This window comes from Ruegeria sp. YTSC325, from assembly GCF_059609525.1.
In genome coordinates, this window is sequence record NZ_JBXWLY010000013.1 from 117147 (window position 1) to 137901 (window position 20755).

The following is a 20755-nucleotide window of genomic DNA, read 5'->3' on the forward strand; positions in this document are numbered from 1 at the left end:
CGGGCGAGGTTTACATCCCGCCCTTTGCTAGGTTGTCCCGCATCCAATGTGGTTGAAGATTGCAGTCGTGGCAGAGTTCGATGAGGTGTTCCAAAGACCGGGCAGACGAAAGAGGTATAATGTGGTCCACCTCCCATTGACCATACCGATACCATTACATGCCGTCCGAGTACTGGACCTCAAGGTGTTGTTTTAAGGTTTCCAGAGATCAACCGACCACCTCGGATGGGCAGGCCGCCGCTTTAGTGCTTGGCGAGACCGGTTCTGCACAGACCGAAACATACGACATGATGGATCGGCTGCTCGTCTTTTCCGATCTCGCTCCGCCGCTTTCTCTGCATCACACACATTGGCGGTTGCTGACGTACCGCTCAGCCATGTGCCCAAACTTACAAGGACGCCCTGTCCAGAAATGCGAAAGGCCGCGCAGGGCGGCCTCTCTACGAGTTGGGAACGTCTGTTCCGAAGTCATGCCAAGGACAGCCCGGTCCTACGGCTGGCGACAGACACTCGTTAAGGGAAACCGTTGAAATACGGTGCTTATTGCAACAGCCGTGTGGTGCCGGACTGGAGTCTTGAGATCGATGAGATACTGGATGCGGACCAGGAACGAAAAAATTTTCAGAAGTTTAAGTATGGCTACGCGTTGACAGTTCATAAAGCCCAAGGCAGCCTGTGAGGCCACGTGATTACAAAGGACGAAAGTCACATCTTCGACAAGTATGCTAGGAATTGGCTCCATACCGCTGTTACACGGGCTTCTGAATGCGTGACCTTGGTTACACGCCTCTAGAAGCATTTCCACATTGAAGGAAACATTGGGCAGACACTTTCTGCCCAAAGAAGATGTTCCCTGACGCTATATCCATAGGAGCATTGAACCTCAAAATCTCGTTGGAGCTAGAACGCATCCCCTTCGCATCCAAAGGCCGTTTCCAGGACTTCGCTTATACCAGAGAGGCGGAAAGCTGACTTTCTTTGCGGGCGCAAATAGTAGGAGCCGTCGAGGTGAAGCTGACATTTAGTCTATGCCGTGACAACCAAATTAGTTGGATTACCTGAAGGGCGTGCATTGTCGAGATTTCGTGACATCCGTTAGAATGCGATCAGGAGGGTCCTATGCAGCGCCGACTCGCCGCGATCATGGTTGCCGATGTCGTTGGGTATTCGTCGTTGATGGGAAGCGACGAGGCAGGGGTATTGTCCGCCCTCAAAACTCTGCGTTCAGAGATTTTTGATCCCGCAATTACAAAAAGCCACGGGCGCCTCGTCAAGTTAATGGGGGATGGTGCTCTTGTGGAATTCACTTCGGTGGTCGATGCCGTAGCTTGTGGCGTCGAGATACAGCGGGCAATGACTGAGGCTGCTCCGACACTTGCCAACGGGTCGCGGTTGCAGCTTCGGATCGGGATAAACCTCGGTGATGTCATGATCGCTGATGGGGACCTCTATGGTGACGGGGTGAATGTTGCCTCCCGCATTGAAAGTCTGGCTGACCCAGGCGGTGTCGCAGTTTCTGAGAGTGTCGCACAGCAGGCAGCGGGCAAGGTAGATGCCGGATTTGAGGATCTGGGTCTGAAAAACCTGAAAAACATCGCCAAACCGGTTCGGGTTTTCCGTGTCATAACCGACAGTGCGCCCATACCCAAATGGCGATCAAACAAACTTCCATTGATGGCCGGTGCATCGGTTTTAGTAGGTCTGGGCGTTATGAGCTTGTTAACGTGGTGGATCGGCTTTGATCACGAGCCGCTTGATGCCATGACCTTTGATGAAGCTGCTTTGTTGACAGAGCCTACAGGTCCGACCGTTGCGGTTCTGCCGTTTCAAAACCTCAGCAATACGGACGCCCGCGATTTATTGGCTATTGGCATTGGCGAAGACATCATTGTTGAGCTGGGGAGCTACCAGGACCTCAACGTACTGTCCCGCCAATCCACCCATTCCGTCGGACCGGACGAAAGTGATCTGCGCAGTATCCGACAGAAGTTCGGCGCGGACTATGTGCTGGAAGGTTCTGTACGGCAGGTTGCAGATCGTCTGCGCGTAACAGCGCGACTGATAGACACAAGCTCGGGGCTTCAGGTCTGGTCCGGGGCGTATGACGAAAGTCTCACGGCTTCAAATATTCTGGACGTTCAACTGAGCATTACAGAAAAAGTAGCCTCGGCTGTGGGTGACGCGGGCGGGGCGATCAAGCGCATTCACGCAGGTCATGCGCGTGCGAAACCTCCGGAATATCTCTCGTCTTATGAATGCTCCCTGCTGCGCGTTGGTTTTCTGAACCGACGAGATATGCACGAGCGCGTCCGCGGCTGTATCCTGCGGGTTGTCGAAGACGAACCTGAGTATTGGCGCGGGTGGGCGCAATTGGCTGAGGCACTGCTGACAGATGTGAAGCTGTTTACCGGGCTGTATCCAGGAACACAGGATGAGAAAATCCAACGCGCGGAAGAGGCAGCGCGGAACGCGGTGTCGCTCAACCCGTATTCTGCGCGCGCTCATTTTCTTCTGGCGCTTGTGTTACAGATACAGCGCGATCTTGACGGGTTCTTTTCGTCCGCCGAAACAGCGCTGGCATTGGGGACAGATCGGTATCTTCAAGGGCAGATCGGCTATGAATTCATTTGGTCCGGGCGTCTGGAATTGGGCGCCGCTCTTGTTGAGAATGCAATTGCGCTTGATCCAAATGCAGCAGACCCGAACTGGTATCAGGCGCTGGCCGAGTATCATTTCCTGAACGGAGATTATGAAACAGCGCTGAGAACCTATCGCAAGGGAGCTCAGCCGGATATTTGGTGGTCGGTGTCCATCGAGGTTGCGATTCTGGCTGAACTGGGTCCGCGCGACGCCGCCATTTCCGCGCGGGACAGGCTAAACAAAATTCGTCCGGGTATAAAAATTGCTGACATTGTCTGGATGTATCGGCGCTTTGCGCGCCCCGACGAACACATCCAGCCTTTCGTGGAAGCCTACAGAGCTGTTGACATGCCCGAAGGTCAGTTTGCCCCGCTTCAAGATAGTGCAGGCTAACCGATAGGGCGCGGTAAGGCATAGGGTAGCGCCAAGTCTGGCACCGATTCTTATTCGGGCACGCCCGCCTTTTGCAAACTAGCCAACCAGATCCGTCGGTTTTCGGGGTGGTTTTTTGATCCAGCGAATTGCCTGCGCATCGCTGAGATGGACAGTTTTGGGTTGATCTCAAGCGCATCGTTAACGGCCTCTTGGGCATCGTCTTGTTTGCCCATCTCGGCAAGAGTTGCCGCGCTTAACAGGTGATGAAACAGTCGCCAAGTATTGCTTGTTGCCACCGCGCCCAACTGCCGGGCTGCGTCCAGCGCTTCTTCGTAGCGTCCCAGATGAAACAAGATGTGACCCTGGTAAAAGTACATGTTTTGCAACATCGGATCGCGCGGGCTTAACCGGATTGCCATCTCTATCTCGGGCAGGGCGCGGTCCTGCATGCGGAACCAGTCATAGGTATGCGCCAATTCCAGCCGTATACGCGCATCATTGGGATTGAGCGCGACAGCGCGTTCGAGATTTGCGATGGCTGGATCGGCCTCTCCTGTAAAGCGGTAGATATAGCCAAGAGCCGCATGTGCCTGTGCGTCCTGATCGTCCAGTTCAATTGCTCTCTTGGCCGCCTCAGTAGCGGCAATCAACGTGTCCTGAGGAGTATCTGACCACTGAAAGAAGAATATCGTTCCCAGCGCGCGGGTCAACAGGCTGTGTGCTGCCGCGAATTCCGGATCCGCTGCGATGGAAGACTGTGCAAACGTCACTGCGTCGTGCTGAGCCTCTTGCGAAAACACTGCCTGCCGCGCCCGACCGCGCAAATACAGATCCCATGCACCCATGTCTTCGGTCGGTTTTTCCTGCGACCGTGCTTCGCCGGACTGATATATCTCAGGCAACAACTGGCCCACGATGGCCCGGCTGATCTCGTCTTGAACCTCAAAGACATCCGTTACCTGACGATCAAAAACCTCGGCCCAGATGGTTTGGGCACTGTCGACATCAATAAGTTCTCCGCTGACGCGCATCTGACCATCGGCGCGGCGGACGCTGCCGCGGACCACATAGCTAACCCCGAGGTCGCGCGCGATTTCGATCGGGGTTGCGTGATCCTTCGCGTAAGAGAACATCGTTGCGCTGGACACAACGAACAACTCCCGGTTGCGCGACAGATGCGCGATCAGGTCGTCGGTGAGACCATCGACGAAATACTGACCCGTTCTTTCGTCCCCGATATTGTCAAACTGCACAATGGCCAAAGAGGGTTTTCCGGTGCCCGCAGGAGTTGGAGGGTCAACAGGCAATGGACTGTCTGATCCGACAATCGCTCGAACACTTACGGTATCTTCCGAAACATTCCAAACAAGCAAGTCCTGAGCCAAAGTGAGCGGGCCGTCATAAGTCTTTCGGATCGCGGCAATTGTGTCAGGAGCAATATCGAAATCGGCAAATGTATGGTAGGCAACAGCGTGCCGCGGCTCGATCATCGAGAATAGTTTTCCGCAAGCGTCTGGTGGCGTGTGAACCACCGTTGCCACTAATCGGGCGCGTTCAGGGTCGTAGTTTTTGATATCGATGAATTGTTGGATCGTTAAGTAACATTCGTGAATGACAAGATCAGCTTCTTTAGCGTTCTCCACGAACCACTTGTTCGGGTTGGTGTCACCTGAGTAGACGAATTTAAGTCCTTTCCACTCCAAGCTGTAGGAAACTGAACCGTCTATGCCGTGAATCGCGGGCCAAGATCGAATAACAACACCATCGCTTTCATAAACTACTTGTGTCTGAGAATAGTCGAACTCAGTCACCGAAAGGTGTCCACCTGCCGAGGGCATATTCCCGCGCCGTCCTGCCACGTCCCAAGCCAACATTTTCTGGAGGCCATCCATGGCTGCTGCGGTCCCGTATTCTGGCTCTAAGCCACTTGGCCCCCAAACCCGCAGTGGAACCGTTCGGTTTGACACCCAGCCGCCCACAAACAGTGCGTCGAGATCTCCAATATGATCTACGTGCAGGTGGCTAATGAAAACTTTGTCGAGATAGGTGTATGGAATCTCCAAAGCAGCCAAATTTGCTAACGAGCCGGTTCCGACATCGAATAGGAACTTGTCGCCATTGCCAAGTTCAACCAACCACGACGCAGACGCTTGGGAATGTCGAAAATTAGGTGTTCCAGTTCCCAGCGAGATAACTCGCATCTCCGCTTCACCGAGCGGCTCTGTGTTTGGATAGTAGAACTTTCGCTCTCCAGATGAACCAGCTGAAGCAGCGCCGCATGAAATCGACGCAACTACTAAACTCAATGCCGGCAACAATCTTAGGCGCACAGTCTTCCCCGATTTGCTGGTGCAATCTATGATACAACCAAATTGCTTCAGTCCAAAATCAGGCGTTTACCTTGGGCTCGTAGTTGTCTTTCGCTGCACCTAGCCTGAACGACCGCTATGCGGACAAAGCGGACGCTCAATCGTTTGATCTTCGCCCCGATCTGTATTCTGGAAGTTTGGCCAAGGCCGATTTTAACGCGTCACCCCATCCATCGGAAACACTGCGAAAGTACTGGTCGTCAGCTTCGAATCTTGACCGCGTACCGCCATCAAGGCTGTCTTCATCGTAGAGAAGCAGGTCGAGCGGCGCCCCGACAGACAGATTGGCCTTAATCGTGGAGTCAAAACTGACAAGCAAGAGTTTCACGGTTTCTGGAAAACTCATTTCCGGATCGTAGGCTCGCACCAGAATAGGACGGCCATATTTTGTCTCACCGATCTGAAAGAACGGGGTGTCGTCGCCGGCCTCGATAAAATTGCCTTCAGGGTAGATCAAAAAAAGGCGAGACGGACCGCCCTTGATCTGGCCTCCAACAATGAGCGTCGCGTGAAAAGCGCTGTCAGCTTGCTGACCGGACCGGGCATGCTCCTCGATGACGTCGTTCAGCGTAGCCGCGACCAGTTGCGCAACTTGAAACATTGTCGGTGCTCCTAAGATCGATGGTGAACGATCTGCCGGCGCTTTCGTTCGTTCTTCTAGGAGGCTTATCGTTGCCTGAGTAGTGGCCAGGTTTCCGGCCGTTAGGATTGTGATCGACCGGTCACCTTCGACTGTCCAGTTGAACATCTTGTTGAAGGTTGAAACATTGTCGACGCCGGCATTCGTGCGCGTATCGGACATAAATACCAACCCGCGGTTCAACCGCATGCCGACAGCATAGGTCATTCATGTCTCCGTTATTGCTGTGCGACTTGCAACTGCACTGTCAATTGCTCGCCCGCTGTCCCAATTCTGTTCCCTATTACCGGGGCGGCTTGGGCATAGTCCAGACCGGTTGCGACGCGTACGTATCGATCGTCTGGCGAAATCCCGTTTGAGACGTCAAATCCGACCCACCCAAGCCCGTCCAAATGCACTTCGGCCCAGGCATGGGTCGCGTCCTGCAGCTCCGTTTCGTTCATCATCAAGTAGCCCGAGACGTAGCGTGCTGGCACTCCGAGCTGTCGGGCGCAGGTAATGAAGATGTGCGTATGGTCCTGACACACGCCCCGCTCAGCTTTGAGGGCATCTTCTGCGCTCCAACCCGGGTGTGAACTTCCAATTTCGTACGAGACCGTAGCTCGAATTCTTTCGGACAGTGCATGCATCTGCTCCAGCGGTTCGCCGTTGGGCAATGCGCTTATCAGCTCTGCAACTCTTTTCCCCGGCGATGTCTGCGGTGTGCTTCTTTTGAATAGCCACAAGGGCGTCGACCCTTCGTGACGCCCCAGAACGCCGTGCGTGTCATTCACTTCAACAATGCCTTCGGAGATCAACGAGATGCTTTGGGTGTTTGTTTCGAAACTGATCAATTCCACCGTGTTGCGGTGGTAGTCTTCAAATGTCAGCTCTTTATGCCCACCGGTGATCTGGGTGCTCCAACTCACAATGCTCTGGTTTCGAAATGACTTTGGTGTTTTCCGCAGCTGTTGCAGACCGAAGGGAACCGGCGCGTCGAAATCGTATCGTGTCTCGTGTCGAATGTGCAGTTTCATTGGCTACTCGTAGAACCTGTAATCAATCTCGATCTGACGGCTCAAATTGCCGAGATCGGTCAGAAAATCCTGAATGTACTCATGCAGACCGAATTCAAAAATATCGGAAATTTTCTGATCCAGGTATTTCTTGTAGAGAGCATTTGATGCCTCGCACGAAGGCCCAGCAAAGCCGTAGTCTTTCTTCAGGTAGGACAAGTTTTCCTGAATCTTTCTGCAGCAGAAGTGCAAACTGCGAGGCATCCGCTGATCCAGTATCAAAAACTGAGCAATATCAGACGGCCGAGTTTTCTCACCATGGGTCATCCGATACCCTCCACCAGCGCCGACGGAACGGAGAATGCTTTCCCATTGGATGTTGTCCAGTGATGAGCCGACCGAGAAGGCTGTGGGCAGAAGAACATAGTACTTCACGTCCAAAATGCGCCCAGTATTGTCGGCCCGTTCGACAAAAGTCCCGATGCGGGTGAAATCGAAAATGTCGTTACGCAGCATGGTCCCCAAAGTGGCACCACGGACCAGAGCCGCCTGTTGTCGAATGAGTTCCAACGTTGCAGGTAAGTCCCGCTCATTCACGCGTCGTTTCATCACCTCGTCGATCTGCATCCAGGTGGAGTTCACTGCGCTCCAGACATCATGGGTGAGCGCTGTCCGAACAAGGCGCGCGTTGTCTCGGGCTTGCTTGATAACCGACTTGATCGAGGATGGGTTATCAGCGTCACGCAGCACCCAATCGACCGCATTGTCCTTTGAAATCTCGTCATACTTGGCGTGGTACCCATCCAGAACACCGGCCGTTTTTAGAACCGAACCCCATTCCTCGGCAGAGTTTTTGGTACGGGTCAACGCCATTCTCTGACCTGTTTCAAGCAGCCTCGCCGTATTTTCCGCTCGCTCAAGATATCGGGACATCCAGAACAACCCGCCAGCAGTTTTTCCCAGCATGGTCAGTCCTCCAGAACCCAGGTGTCTTTGGTCCCGCCACCCTGGCTTGAATTCACGACCAGCGACCCTTTCTTAAGAGCCACTCGGGTCAGGCCGCCGGGGGTGATCTTGACCCCTTCGGGTGAAACCAAAACGAAAGGACGCAGATCGACATGTCTGGGGGCCAGCCCAGAACGCGCGAAGATCGGCACCGTCGAAAGCGACAATGTCGGCTGAGCAATATAGTTCGCTGGCCGCGATATGAGCTTGTCGCGGAAAGCTGAAATCTCTTTCTTGCTGGCAGTCGGGCCGATCAGCATCCCGTAGCCGCCAGACCCGTGCACTTCTTTCACTACAAGCTCGGAAAGATTGTCCAGTACATAAGACAAAGAGTCGGGGTCGCTACACCGCCAGGTAGGAACATTCTGAAGCAGAGGCTTCTCGCCCGTGTAGAACTCAACGATCTCGGGCATGTAGGAATAAATAGCCTTGTCATCGGCTATGCCTGTTCCCGGCGCGTTGGCGATCGTGATGCCGCCAGCGCGGTATACGTCCAAAATGCCTGGCACGCCCAATGCGCTGTCAGGGTTGAAGTTCAGCGGATCCAGAAAGTCGTCATCAACCCGGCGATAAAGCACGTCGATGGGCGTATAGCCTCTAGTGGTGCGCATGCAGACACGTCCGTCGACAACCCGCAGATCGTGACCCTCGACCAATTCCACGGCCATCTGATCTGCGAGGAACGCATGTTCGTAGTAAGCCGAGTTATAGATGCCCGGGGTTAATACCGCGACAGTGGGTTCCCCGTCTGCACAAGCCGGTGCACAGGCCGCCAGCGACCGTCGTAGATTGCGGGGGTAGTCAGAAACATTCCGAACGTTGGTCGCGCTAAAAAGCTCAGGGAACATCTTTAGCATCGTCTCCCGGTTCTCCAGCATATAGCTGACCCCGGATGGCGTTCGGGCGTTGTCTTCCAGAACGAAAAACTCGTCTGGGCCGGTTCGCACCAGATCGACGCCGACAATGTGCGTATAAACCTGACCGGGCGGTGAGACACCAAGCATCTGCGGCAGGAACGCTTCGTTTCCGGCAATCATCTCAGCCGGCACACGCCCGGCCCGGACTATTTCCTGACGGTGATAAATGTCGTGGAGAAATGCGTTGATTGCCCGCACCCGCTGTTCGATACCGCGTTCCAGCCGCTGCCATTCGCGCGCTGAAATGACTCGTGGCACGATATCAAACGGTATAAGGCGTTCCTCAGCCTCGGCTTTGCCGTAGACGTTAAAAGTTATGCCCGTCAGCCTGAAAACCTCTTCGGCTTCGCGCTGTTTCGCCCTCAGTCGTGATACGTCTTCCGCGTTGAACCAGCGGCCGATCTCTTCGTATGGACCTCTGAGTGACCCATCGCCGTTGAACATTTCATCAAAATACACACTCATGCTTTGAGTTTTACGCATAGATCAGATTTTTCAAGTCATTCAGGCTTGGTTGGAAGCTGCCTTTAGAAGGAGCGTCTAATTTTCAGGCTAACTGGATAGTTTCGTGAACTTAACAACGTGGCGTTCTTCGTGTTTCCACTTGAAGTCACATACAGTGTTTTGAGTTCAACAGTATCTGGTTTTGTACTGCATCCGAACGTCCACATTGGGCTTGGAACAGTCGTTCGCTGCACTCGGCGTGAATGACTGCTATGCGGACAAAGCTGATCTTGGCTGCCGCCCTGCAAAAGTCCAAGTTGTTGGTATTGCTCAGCGGTCCAAAAAGTCGGAGATTAAACGTGTGAAAAAATCAGGTCTCTCGGCATGTAGAGCGTGAGCGCAACCTGGCACAACTGCCAACAAAGTATTGGGAATTGTTTCCCAAAGCATTTGAATTTGGCTCCACGGATATGTCCGATCTTGATCGCCCCAGAGCACAAGAGTTTCCTGCCGGATCCGGCTAAGGTTCTGCTCTCCTGACCAGGATTGCATGGCTTCAAGCCCAGCATTTATGGCGGCCAGTTTGGCTTTAGCGGCGATCCCAGCGCAGTGTTCATATCCTGTTGCAGCTTCACAATCCAGAAACCAAGTCGCTGCGATTCTACGTGCGGTGGCCGCCGGGCCGTCTTTCCCAGCGCGCCTTTTACTGTGCTCAATAGTCTCGAACCGCCCCGGCAAAACACCGACCGCGCCAGTCGCGTAAAGCACAAGTCGGTTAATCCTTTCACCGTCGCGCAAGGCAATTTCCTGAGCGATCATACCGCCCATGGAATGACCCAGCAGATGGTATTCCTCTACTCCAAGGCCGCGGAGGTGCCGGACGACCCAATCCGCATATCCGCCAATACTGTCAATTGGCGGCAGATAGGCATTTGCGCCGAACCCAGGCAGGTCGACGGCAACCACATCAGCATGCTGCTGCAGTGTATCGCGACACCCATCCCATTGTGCGCTGCCCCCCATGAAACCATGAACAAGGACAAGGGGGATCACTTTCGCTGACCTTGAACGATCCGATCAAGGATCATCGCACAGAATAGAATGGCAAAGCCTGCGAGGATACCCTGGCCTACATTGGCGTATTGCAGCGCCTCGAGAACGTCTTCGCCCAGCCCTTTCGCGCCAATAAGCGAGGCCACCACGACCATGGCCAGCGACAGCATGATTGTCTGGTTGATGCCTGCGCGAATGGAGGGGCTGGCAAGCGGCAGATCGACCTTGGTGAGAAGGTACCACTTGTTGGCGCCAAAACTGATCGCGGCTTCACGCACGCTTTCAGGAACACCACGCAGGCCTAAAACGGTAAGGCGTACCACGGGGGTCCCGCCGAAGATCATGGTGACGATGACTGCCGCTGGCTTGCCAACCCCGAAAAATGCAATCACAGGCACCATGAAGACAAAGGCAGGCATGGTCTGCATGAAATCCATGATCGGTTGGATGACCGCGTAGAACCGCGGTCGACGCGCAGAGAACATGCCTAAAGGAATCCCAATCACGATGGAAAGCAGCGCCGCAGTGCCGAGAAGCGCCAATGTGGTCATAGCTTTTTCCCAAAAGCCGAGGAGACCCATGTAGGCCAGAAAGGCGCCAGACCATATAGCCATGCGCAAGCCAGCGGTAAGCCAGGTCAAAAGAATGATCAGCGCGGCCACCACGATCCAAGGGGTCTGAACTAACGCAACCTCCATGGCATCCAGCAACCAGCGAATGGCCGCGGTGAGCCCGTCAAAGAACGCCACACTGTTGGCGACGCACCAGGCGATAAAACCCTCTACGCTGTCAATACTGGCCAGGCGGATTGAGTTATCTGTCGGGAATTCGCTAAGAAATGAAAAACGGCCCGGGAAACTGTAGTGGACCATTACAGTCGCGACCAACAGGATCATGAAACCCGCGCTGAAAACAATCTGGCTGACCGGCATGCCGGAGCGAATGGTGCGATCTGAGAGCCAGTCAGAAAAGCGGGCCTCCAGCGCCCAATTGGCGGCCACAGCCTGTATGAGCTTGGCCACAAGCAAGATGACGACACCGGTGAGTGCAATCGATGGGCCTTGCGCAGCGAGCAAATCTGCCTCAGCGCGGAACCCCTCAATATTGGCCTCTAGACCTTCGATCTGGCGCTGGATGGCTGCGGCTCTATCCGAGCCGCTCTCTTGCGCGGCCGCGAGTTGCTGGTAGCGCAAATCGAGCGTACCTTCGATCGAGGTCACACGGGCCATCGCGTCTGCTCCCAGATCTCCGAACAGGCCCCGCGCGATCTGCACAAAGCCGATCGCTTCGACGACAAGAAAGGCCAATGCCCATGACCAAAGGCCGCGTGCGCCGAACCAGATTGGACCAAAGAGCCCGGCCATCACATTGAAGGTTGCCGTAAAGCGTGCGGACGCCCCGATCTTGTCGAAATTGCGGATGTAGTAATCGGGGCTTGTGCGCACAAAAGTGCGGATATTCTCGCGGCGTTCCTCGGCATAGGCCTGCGCGGCTTCGCTTTCTGTGTCTTCAAGGGGGTTCACACCAAGATCTTCGCTCATGACATTTCCGTCCCTTCAATCACGGTGCGCAACAGATCAAATAAACGTAGTGTGGGATTTGTGGCAACACGAAGCTTCGTTGGTACACCTGGCTGGCGTCGTGAAGTATAAGAACTGTGTTAGACTGGCCAGGAGGACATTCTAGCAGGAGATCTCCAGTTGCTACCGAATTCACTCCGTCTCGCACTCACTGCCACTACAATTGCCATCTCGGCGGGCGTCCTCCCAGACCGCGTCGAGGCGATATCGCAAGATGTCCCAGTGTGGTTACAAAAACACGTGGGTACGGGTGACGGCCAAATCGCGCCGATCGTTTTGAACAGGGCGCGAGCGCTTTACATAGAGAAAGTACGACGAGGCGAAGTAAGGAACCCCTGCTACTTTGCCAAGGATGCAACCCGCCCCAGCACTGCAAGAAACGGCAATCCCGCGAAGCGGTTTTACGTCATCTGCGAGTCACAAAATTCTTTCCGAGCGGTTTCGTCCGGCTATGGAAATGGCCGAAAACTAAGGGGCGCCAATTTTTCGAATGGTCGGCAATGCGCGAAGAACTTCAGCAATGCAGAAGGATCTAAACTTACCGCCGGAGGTGCCTATGTGACGGCTGAAACCCGCACGTCCTTCAAAGGTTATTACAGTCATTCCGGCAAAACGCAGCCGTTCTACCGCACCTTTCTTTTGTTTGATGGGGAAGGAGAAACGAGCAATGCTCGCGAGCGCGCCATTGGAGGCCATCCCGCTGTTTTCCTTAAGTGGCAATGTAGGTTCAAAAGTCCTCGAAGCACTCATGCAGACAACGACGGCTATGTCCCCTACGGAAAACTTGTGAACTACACTGGCGGCCGTAGCAATGGCTGCACAACCTGGTCACAGTCGGCCTCAAAAGAGATATTGGCGCTTGTGGAAGGGAATCCGACGACCCTGTATATCTACCCGGAATCCAAGGATATCAATGCTGTCGCTAAGGCTGTGAAAAAGGGGAAATCACTATCGCGGGCAGGAGTTTATTGGAACGCTGCTTGCTTGCAAGCAATAGGCGCACCAAAGTTCTGGCCCAAAAGTAGCCTCCAACCGATCATAAATAGTTGGAGAGCTTCCTTGCCTAAACAACGGCCACTAGAATTGCCTATCTGCAAATAGTTGAAAAAGCGCGGGACAACTTAAGAGCACGCTGCCCTTCAAGCATTTCTGCTTTGTGCTAGTAGCAGCCGTCGGCTGCACTGGGATTGTACGAACGCTTTGCCGCTTTCCGAAGAATCCAATCAAATGGGACAGTCGCATAAAGCGCAGCATTTGCCTCTTTGGGTTCGACGCTGTCGTTCGCAGCACTTGGCGTGAACTACTGCTGAGCGAATTGCCAAATGGATACGTAGCTATATGCCTGTGCCTCAATTTCAGTGCTATCCACGTCAACCTTTTATTGATACCGCGCAGCTTATTCCTGACAATTTTCGCATCTTTGTGCATGATGAAAAACTAGGCAGACTGTTTTTTGTCTTCCGGGAAGTGTTTGAATTATTAAGAGGCGTGCTATGGAAGTATTGGTTAATGGCATAAACACGGTTCTTTGGAACTACGCATTAATTTACGGACTTCTTGGAACCGGTATCTTTTTTACAATTCGTCTTGGCGCACTTCAGTTTCTTCATTTTGGGGAAATGGTGCGCGTACTCACGTCTTCGAAGAGCACGGACAAAAGAGGTATTACTCCGTTTCAAGCGCTGACGGTAAGCTTGGCTTCACGCGTCGGCACTGGAAACCTGGCTGGCGTAGCTGTGGCCCTGACCTTAGGAGGTCCGGGCGCCATCTTTTGGATGTGGATCGTAGCATTGGTTGGAATGGCCACGGCTTATTCTGAAAGTACTTTGGCCCAACTCTATAAAGTCACATCGTCCAACGGCAGATTCAGAGGAGGCCCAGCGTTCTACATGGCCAACGCCTTGAATGCTCCTTGGGCCGGAGTCATTTTTTCGATCTGCCTGATTGTTAGCTTTGGTTTGGTTTTTGTCGCCGTCCAATCCAACTCGATCGCCGAAGCTTTCGAGGGCGCGTTCGGGTTGAACAAATTGATCGTTGGCATAGCGCTGGCCGCAGCCGCAGCCGTGGTCATATTCGGTGGAATAAGGACCATCGCAAAGTTCGCTGAGATTGTCGTGCCGCTCATGGCAGGTCTCTACCTCTTGCTTGCCTGTGTTGTGGTAGTCCTGAACATTTCCGAAGTACCCGCTATGTTGTGGTCGATTGTTGCAGGGGCATTTGGCCTTCAAGAAGCTGCCGGAGGCGTGACAGGCGGCGTCATGGCTGCTGCCCTTAACGGCATAAAACGGGGACTTTTCTCCAACGAAGCGGGCATGGGCTCAGCACCGAACATTGCAGCGGTTGCCACACCTGAGCCCCACCACCCTTCCAGCCAAGGTTTCGTTCAGGCATTCGGGTGTTTTGTGGATACAATTTTGGTCGCGACGGCAACTGCATTGCTAATTCTTTTGTCGGGCGCAATCGAAATTGATGGTCCTACGGGTATGCGACTGACTCAAGACGCGGCGGCGGTCCATCTCGGCGAAATCGGTCGCCACTTTATCGCGATTGCTATCGTCTTTTTTGGCTTCACATCCATACTTGGCAACTACTCATATGCCGAAAACGCGATGACGTTCTTAAAATTGGAAGGGAAGCTGCCGATTTACACCTTGCGTTTGGGCTGCCTTGCAATGGTTGTTTGGGGCGCTGTGCAAGCTGTTGCCACAGTGTTCAATTTCGCGGATGCCGCCATGGGAATAATGGCAACCATCAATTTGGTGGCAATAGTGCTCCTGTCTGGCACCGTATACAAATTAACGGTGGACTATTTTTCGCAACGCCGACAGAACCTCGAACCTCGCTTTGTCGCAAGCAAATTTCCCGAGTTTAGTAAGGGCGTAGATCACACTGTCTGGACGGAGGAGATCCATGCCGATACTCAAAACCACCGATAGCGAACGGCTTCAGGAAGTCTTGGACGATATCGCAGATCGCATTGCCGGCATGTCCGAAAGGGGGAAAGTGGCGCAATACATTCCAGAACTCGCCACAGTTGATCTGAACCAATTCGGTATTGCCATTGCACCAATCAACGGCCCGCTAATTTCCGCTGGAGACGCGAGCACGCTATTCTCGATTCAGAGCATTTCAAAAGTGTTCTCGCTCACATTGGCGCTTCAACAGGTTGGTGCCACTTTGTGGCAAAGAGTCGGTCGGGAACCTTCCGGCGATCCATTCAATTCAATCGTTCAGCTTGAACACGAACGCGGAATCCCAAGGAACCCGTTTATCAACCCGGGTGCGATCATAGTGGCAGATGTTCTGCTCGAAGACCGTTCTTCTGATGAAGCAGTCAACGACCTTTTGGGATTGTGCCAAGAGCTTTCGGAGGACAACTCGATCGAGGTCGATGCGTCAGTTGCAGAGTCTGAGATGCGAACTGGGTCCAGAAACCGCGCTCTTGCGCATTTTATGCAGGCGGAAGGAAATCTAAACGCGCCGGTAGAGGATGTTTTGTCTCTGTACTTTCGCCAATGTAGCATCGCAATGTCATGTGAACAGCTAGCATTGGCGGGCCGCTTTCTCGCCGCAGCGGGTCAAAATCCGGCCACCGGTGCCACAGTATTATCGGCACAGCGAGCCAGAAGAGTAACCGCACTGATGATGATGTGTGGTTCTTATGATGCCTCGGGTGAGTTCGCCTTCCGTGTTGGCCTTCCAGCGAAAAGCGGTGTTGGTGGCGGAATCTTGTGCATTGTACCTGGTATCGCATCTGTAGTCGCCTGGAGCCCCGGGCTAGATCAAAAAGGCAACTCCCATTTGGCGACTATCGCATTTCAGGAGTTAGTTCGTGCGACAGGCTGGTCGATCTTTGGACCGAGTGCATAGCCTGCCCTGTTCAATTCAAGACCAGTCACATAGCTTGAGCAGGCGCCACACTGAGGATGATCTATGACGGACAAAAATGACTTCGAAAATAGCTGGCAACCATCCCAACGGTATCCAGATCCCTCCGTTGTGACACTCGATCCTCGGTTTGATAAATACAAGCTGCCGTTGGCCGGCGTCGAACGATTGGCAACTGGTTGTCGCTGGTGTGAAGGGCCAGTGTGGTTCGGTGACGGGCGCTATCTGCTATGGAGTGATATTCCGAATAACCGGATCATGCGCTGGGACGAGGTTACCGGACAGTCATCGGCGTTTCGCCAGCCGTCGAATTTCGCCAATGGTCAGACCCGGGACAGGCAAGGTCGTCTGATAACGTGCGAGCACGGTGGACGACGGGTTACGCGTACAGAATATGATGGCTCAATCACTGTGCTAGCCGAGAGCTTTGACGGAAAGCGACTCAACTCGCCCAACGATGTGATCGTCAAATCCGACGGCAGTGTCTGGTTCACCGATCCACCGTTTGGCATCTCGGGCAACTATGAGGGTCATCGCGCCGAACCAGAGTTAGGCCAGAACGTATACCGAGTGGACCCCGACACCGGAAAACTGAAAGTCGTAGCCGATGACATTCTAGGGCCAAACGGCTTGGCCTTCAGCCCCGATGAGACCGTGCTTTACATTGTTGAATCGCGTGGTGAACCGTCTCGAAAGATACTGGCTTATGACGTGAACACGGATGGTGCCTCGATCCAGAACAAGCGTGTGCTAATCGATGCAGGTTCTGGCACGCCTGACGGGTTCCGCGTGGATGTGGACGGTAATCTCTGGTGCGGTTGGGGCATGGGTGATGCCGAACTGGACGGAGTGATGGTCTTTGCCCCTGATGGAACTCCTATAGGTCGCATCGCTTTGCCTGAACGATGTGCCAATCTCTGCTTTGGAGGCCGTGCGAACAGCCGACTTTTCATGGCAGCAAGCCATTCTGTGTACGCCCTTTATGTAAACGTAGCTGGCATGTCGGGAGGATGACACTACTCTCAGAAGTGCTTCTGCGCGATTAGAAATAGCGGTTTACCCAATGGGCTCTCAAATCTCCTGGCTCCCTTTTTAAGCGACAACTTTGGGCTCAGTGCGGTCGCTCAGAAAAATTCAGTGAATGACCGGTGTGCGGACGAAGCCGACCTTGACCAGACCGGCGTATGAGGAACGCTTCCGCCCCTAAATGGACACCAATGTGTCCGACACCGGGAGGCCTCTTGATCTTAAGTTTTTGTTCATACAAAAGTGATTTAGTTTTTTGGTCGAGTTGAACTTAGCTGTGCATACAAGATTAGGGAGTATTGAGAATGATTGGCCGGTTCGGATTGCTTCTTAAGCTCTGTGGTGTTCTTGTCATTCTGACACCTGCCGCCAATGCGGATACCATTATGCACTTGGGTCGGGAATGGCCGGCGCCAAAAGGGTTTGAAGGTGTCTGCTCGAGTTATCCGCCAATTTGTCAAAAATCACCGCAACCTCATCAGATTACTGATGCTGAGTGGAAGAAGATAAAAAAGGTAAACCAAAGCATTAACCAAAAAACTCCGCAGGTGTCTGATAAGAGCCAGTATCATGTTCTGGAAAAGTGGGCACTGCCCTCACAACTTGGCGGAGATTGCGAAGACATCGCGATGCTCAAGAAGATTGAACTTCAGAAAATGGGCGTCTCTCCAGATCACTTACTTCTCGCTGCAGTGTTGGATCTTCACCACGAAGGTCATGCTGTATTAGTCGTTAGAACATCCAAAGGAGATTATGTGTTGGACAACCTGACCAACCGGGTGCTGCCTTGGAATAAAACCCACTACGCATTTATCGAGGCACAAGACCCTAAAAACCCAGCGCGATGGGATATTGTCCTGCAGGATCGATGACCTGCAATCTGGGAAACGTCAAAGCTGAAGGCACAAAGCAATCTTATAGAAATTCAGGTTTTGGAGGGAAAATTTAAATGAAAGACATCATTCGTGTTATTGCGGCCAGCGCCATATTCGTTGGCCCTTTGGCGTCAACTTCTGCAATTGCATTGAGCGACGACGAAAAGACTGCTTTGGCCGCTGCGGCCATTCTGGGAATTGCTGCTTTGGCACATAACAAGAACCACTATCACGAAGGCTATGAACCAAAAAATTCTGAGGCAAAAGCACAGTTTGAACGTGGCTACAGAGATGGTCTCCACAACGAACCATATGACTCCAGGCACAGCGGAATGAATTATGGGCAGGGATACGACGCCGGACAAAAGGAACGGCGAAACCGGCTGTCTCACAAAACGCGGAATGTTCACGGCACAAAAGTTCCTGTTCCGGCTATAAGAAGTTGCAGGGAAGAAGCTGCATCTAGCTGGAATGTTGGCAAACGCGACGTTCATCTGATCCAAGCGGGCCAAGAAGGGGCCGACAACTTCTACATAGAGTTAGCTTCGGGGCACAAACATGTGATTTGCGGCACCAATTCTGCGGGAGAAGTGTTTAACTTGAGAAACGGTCGCCTTTAGAAGTTTTGGTTTCTTTGTACGGCGTCCGAAAGAGAAGAACCTTGCAAAATCCTACTATATTTTGCTCGTTCTTAACTGTTTCTGTATTGTAGCTGAAACTCACAAAGCAACGCGGCTCACGCACGTTTATCCTGTGGTTTATTTCGCACGGGATAGCGGCAGATAGTCGAACAAAACTGTTTTGGCATCACAAAAGCTCGCTGCAATTAGCGCGGTGACACCAAAATCTTTCCAACGATATAGTACGCAGGACCAACCGCGTCTCAATGACTGGACCAAAAATTTGAACGAAATGTCTATGCAGCATAATTCTTACTTGTTGTTAGCCTCGTTGCTACTCATGATCGTGATGTCTCCACTGCTGGAGAGTTTTGTCCTTGGGCAAAGAGTTCTGGACGTGATTTTTTGTCTGGTGCTAGTGAGCGCGGTTCTTTCTTTGACGGTTCGTCCCACTGTGCAACTGGCAGCAATAGCGGCAGCTTTAGCAATTCTACTAGTCCGCTTAACCGGCGCGTTAGATTTCGGCGACGTTTGGTATTTAGCAGGTTACGTTTTGTCTCTATTCTTGTTGGTACTTGCGTTCATCAGTTTGATGAAGGCCATTATTGTAGCCCATTATATCGACCTGAAAATCATTACCGATGCTGTGTCCTGCTATCTATTGATCGGAATTGCTTGGGCACTGATTTTTTCAATAATACATACGGTTTTGCCACATGCTCTAGACTTTGGCAAACCTGGCGAATCCGAAAAGTGGAGTAGTTACATATATTTAAGCTTTATGACACTCACTACCCTCGGTTATGGTGATATAACTTCCAGCAACGCGGTGGTTCAAATCTGGTCAATCTTAGAAGCGATTGTAGGAGTTCTTTTCCAAGCAATCCTAATTGCAAGGCTTGTCAGCCTTTATGGGACCCGCACTAAGTAACCCACATAATAGTCAAAGCAGCATAATTAGTGTTCCAAGCGCCGTTAAAAGTACATTGGCAAGCGCGTAAGTTCCTGCATAGCCAAGGGAAGGAACGGAACTCTTCGCCGCTTGTTGAACAATCCCGAGAGCTGGCGTGCTAGTCATTGCACCAGTAAGAGCCCCTAAAAGTAAGGCCGGATTCATGTTTAGAACGATCCGCCCAAACGCATAGCCAGCCAATAGAGGAAGGCAAGTCACGACAACACCACAAAGAAACAGTTTCGGCCCGACCGCACCAAGAGCTTCGACTATGCCACCGCCGGCATTTAGGCCAACGCCAACCATAAAAAATAACAACCCTAACTCCATAAGAATAAAACGCGCGGCAGCTGGCATACGACCAAATGTTGGGCGGTTGGCCCTAAGAAAGCCAACGGCTATCCCAGAAACAAGTAGACCACCGGCGTTACCTATTCCAACGTCAATTCCACCAATTCTTACTGTAATCTGACCAATAAACAGCCCTACGACTATTCCCGCTGCAAATGTCAACAAGTCGGTTTCCACTGCGGCTCGTTCTTCTACTCCCAATATCGAAACTAACTGCTGCAAAGCAGCACGCTCGCCGGTCAAGTACATCACGTCGCCACGTTGGACCCTTGTCGAAGGTGACAGCGGCATTTCTATTTGCGAACGTGTCAATCGCGTCAGGCGGCACCCATGCTCTTGTTGGATCGCAAGCTGCCCAATCGTTTGGCCGACTGCAAAGCTGGAATTGACAACCACTTCAGCAACGTCGACCACAGCGTCTACCAAGTCATCGTCTAGTACTTCGCGGCCAAGTTTCATTTCCTCCCGAATTTTCTCATGTAGTTTCGGCGAGCAAAAAAATGCGAGCTTGTCGCCAGGTTCAAGAGTTGTGTCTGGCGATACGTCGATTATGTCGTTGCCGCGCTTTAACTTATAGATCGCGCCATAGTCTTGATATTGAGACAAAAAATCGGATGATGCTTGAGCTACGGTTTTCTTTTCGTAATCGACAGATGGAACTTCATAAGCCCGTAAAATTGGGCGCTCGGCCTCCTTCGCTGAATCCTCAGCAACAAAGCCGCGTTCCCTCGCAAAGTCTTGCGCCTTTTCAACCAGATCAATTTTGAGCAAGCTTGGCAAAAGCTTAACAAGCAGCAAGAGACCCACTGTACCAAAGATATATGTAATCGCGTATCCAACACTGATGCTTTCGATTATCGCTTCAGAAGTCGAACCGGCCGGTATTGGAACCAATCCGGCTTCTACAGCGTTCTGCGCACCTACAAGCGTAGGAGTGCTCGTCAATGCGGTGTTGTCACGTTAACTTCCGACCCACCAAGGAATGCTGATGCCCGGACTTCAAGCAGCTCGAGTGGCGGCATTCC

Annotated in this window: 17 protein-coding genes; 7 read left to right on the plus strand and 10 right to left on the minus strand. The window is 52.7% G+C overall.

The genetic code is table 11. From position 1 onward, the window contains the following. Positions 1-10: 10 nt before the first annotated feature. Positions 11-130, minus strand: coding sequence for a hypothetical protein (locus tag AC2FF7_RS17470; protein ID WP_496906034.1), 120 nt, complete (start codon positions 128-130; stop codon positions 11-13). 989 nt (positions 131-1119) lie between these two features. Between AC2FF7_RS17470 and AC2FF7_RS17475 the strand changes: the two genes are divergently transcribed. Continuing rightward, positions 1120-3033: an adenylate/guanylate cyclase domain-containing protein gene (locus AC2FF7_RS17475; protein ID WP_496906035.1), complete on the plus strand. Its 1914-nt coding sequence runs from the start codon at positions 1120-1122 to the stop codon at positions 3031-3033. Positions 3034-3083: 50 nt separating this feature from the next. Here the strand turns inward: AC2FF7_RS17475 and gntH are convergent, their stop codons facing one another. From gntH to AC2FF7_RS17515, 8 genes are all read right to left on the minus strand, one after another. After that, a complete protein-coding gene (gene gntH, locus AC2FF7_RS17480; RefSeq protein ID WP_496906036.1) occupies positions 3084-5345 on the minus strand; it encodes a guanitoxin biosynthesis MBL fold metallo-hydrolase GntH in 2262 nt (753 codons plus the stop codon). 136 nt (positions 5346-5481) lie between these two features. Then, positions 5482-6231, minus strand: a complete 750-nt coding sequence (locus AC2FF7_RS17485) for a proteasome-type protease (RefSeq protein ID WP_496906037.1) — start codon at positions 6229-6231, stop codon at positions 5482-5484. A gap of 11 nt (positions 6232-6242) precedes the next feature. After that, positions 6243-7040 (minus strand): transglutaminase family protein, encoded by a 798-nt coding sequence (locus AC2FF7_RS17490; protein ID WP_480869408.1) that lies wholly within the window; start codon positions 7038-7040, stop codon positions 6243-6245. Positions 7041-7043: 3 nt separating this feature from the next. Next, the gene (locus tag AC2FF7_RS17495) at positions 7044-7985 is read right to left on the minus strand and encodes an alpha-E domain-containing protein (RefSeq protein WP_170751434.1); all 942 of its coding nucleotides are present in this window, start codon (positions 7983-7985) and stop codon (positions 7044-7046) included. Between the two features lie 2 nt (positions 7986-7987). Beyond that, positions 7988-9406 carry a circularly permuted type 2 ATP-grasp protein gene (locus AC2FF7_RS17500; protein ID WP_480869411.1) on the minus strand — a complete coding sequence of 473 codons (1419 nt, stop codon included), beginning with the start codon at positions 9404-9406 and terminating at the stop codon, positions 7988-7990. A gap of 309 nt (positions 9407-9715) precedes the next feature. Further along, positions 9716-10438, minus strand: coding sequence for an alpha/beta fold hydrolase (locus tag AC2FF7_RS17505; RefSeq protein ID WP_170752018.1), 723 nt, complete (start codon positions 10436-10438; stop codon positions 9716-9718). Beyond that, positions 10435-11979: an ABC transporter permease subunit gene (locus tag AC2FF7_RS17510; protein ID WP_496906038.1), complete on the minus strand. Its 1545-nt coding sequence runs from the start codon at positions 11977-11979 to the stop codon at positions 10435-10437. Before AC2FF7_RS17510 ends, AC2FF7_RS17505 begins: the two co-directional genes overlap by 4 nt. Positions 11980-12486: 507 nt before the next feature. Continuing rightward, entirely contained in the window at positions 12487-12714 is a 228-nt protein-coding gene (locus AC2FF7_RS17515; protein WP_496906039.1) for a hypothetical protein, read from the minus strand. 797 nt (positions 12715-13511) lie between these two features. Between AC2FF7_RS17515 and AC2FF7_RS17520 the strand changes: the two genes are divergently transcribed. The 6 genes from AC2FF7_RS17520 to AC2FF7_RS17545 all read left to right on the plus strand — a co-directional run bounded on the left by AC2FF7_RS17520 (position 13512) and on the right by AC2FF7_RS17545 (position 19358). Then, positions 13512-14954: an alanine/glycine:cation symporter family protein gene (locus AC2FF7_RS17520; RefSeq protein WP_480866673.1), complete on the plus strand. Its 1443-nt coding sequence runs from the start codon at positions 13512-13514 to the stop codon at positions 14952-14954. After that, on the plus strand, positions 14929-15888 hold the full coding sequence (locus AC2FF7_RS17525; RefSeq protein WP_480866674.1) for a glutaminase: 960 nt from the start codon (positions 14929-14931) through the stop codon (positions 15886-15888). The genes AC2FF7_RS17520 and AC2FF7_RS17525 overlap by 26 nt, the downstream gene beginning before the upstream one ends. A gap of 63 nt (positions 15889-15951) precedes the next feature. Then, a complete protein-coding gene (locus AC2FF7_RS17530; RefSeq protein ID WP_496906040.1) occupies positions 15952-16920 on the plus strand; it encodes an SMP-30/gluconolactonase/LRE family protein in 969 nt (322 codons plus the stop codon). Positions 16921-17237: 317 nt separating this feature from the next. Further along, complete coding sequence (locus AC2FF7_RS17535) at positions 17238-17804, plus strand: transglutaminase-like cysteine peptidase (protein ID WP_353394353.1); 567 nt, start codon at positions 17238-17240, stop codon at positions 17802-17804. 77 nt (positions 17805-17881) lie between these two features. Continuing rightward, positions 17882-18427: a hypothetical protein gene (locus AC2FF7_RS17540; protein ID WP_481668815.1), complete on the plus strand. Its 546-nt coding sequence runs from the start codon at positions 17882-17884 to the stop codon at positions 18425-18427. Between the two features lie 298 nt (positions 18428-18725). Further along, complete coding sequence (locus AC2FF7_RS17545) at positions 18726-19358, plus strand: ion channel (RefSeq protein ID WP_170486620.1); 633 nt, start codon at positions 18726-18728, stop codon at positions 19356-19358. A 12-nt stretch (positions 19359-19370) separates the two neighbouring features. Here AC2FF7_RS17545 and AC2FF7_RS17550 read toward each other — a convergent pair whose 3' ends face one another. After that, positions 19371-20675 carry an aspartate-alanine antiporter-like transporter gene (locus tag AC2FF7_RS17550; RefSeq protein WP_496906041.1) on the minus strand — a complete coding sequence of 435 codons (1305 nt, stop codon included), beginning with the start codon at positions 20673-20675 and terminating at the stop codon, positions 19371-19373. Positions 20676-20755 lie beyond the last annotated feature (80 nt).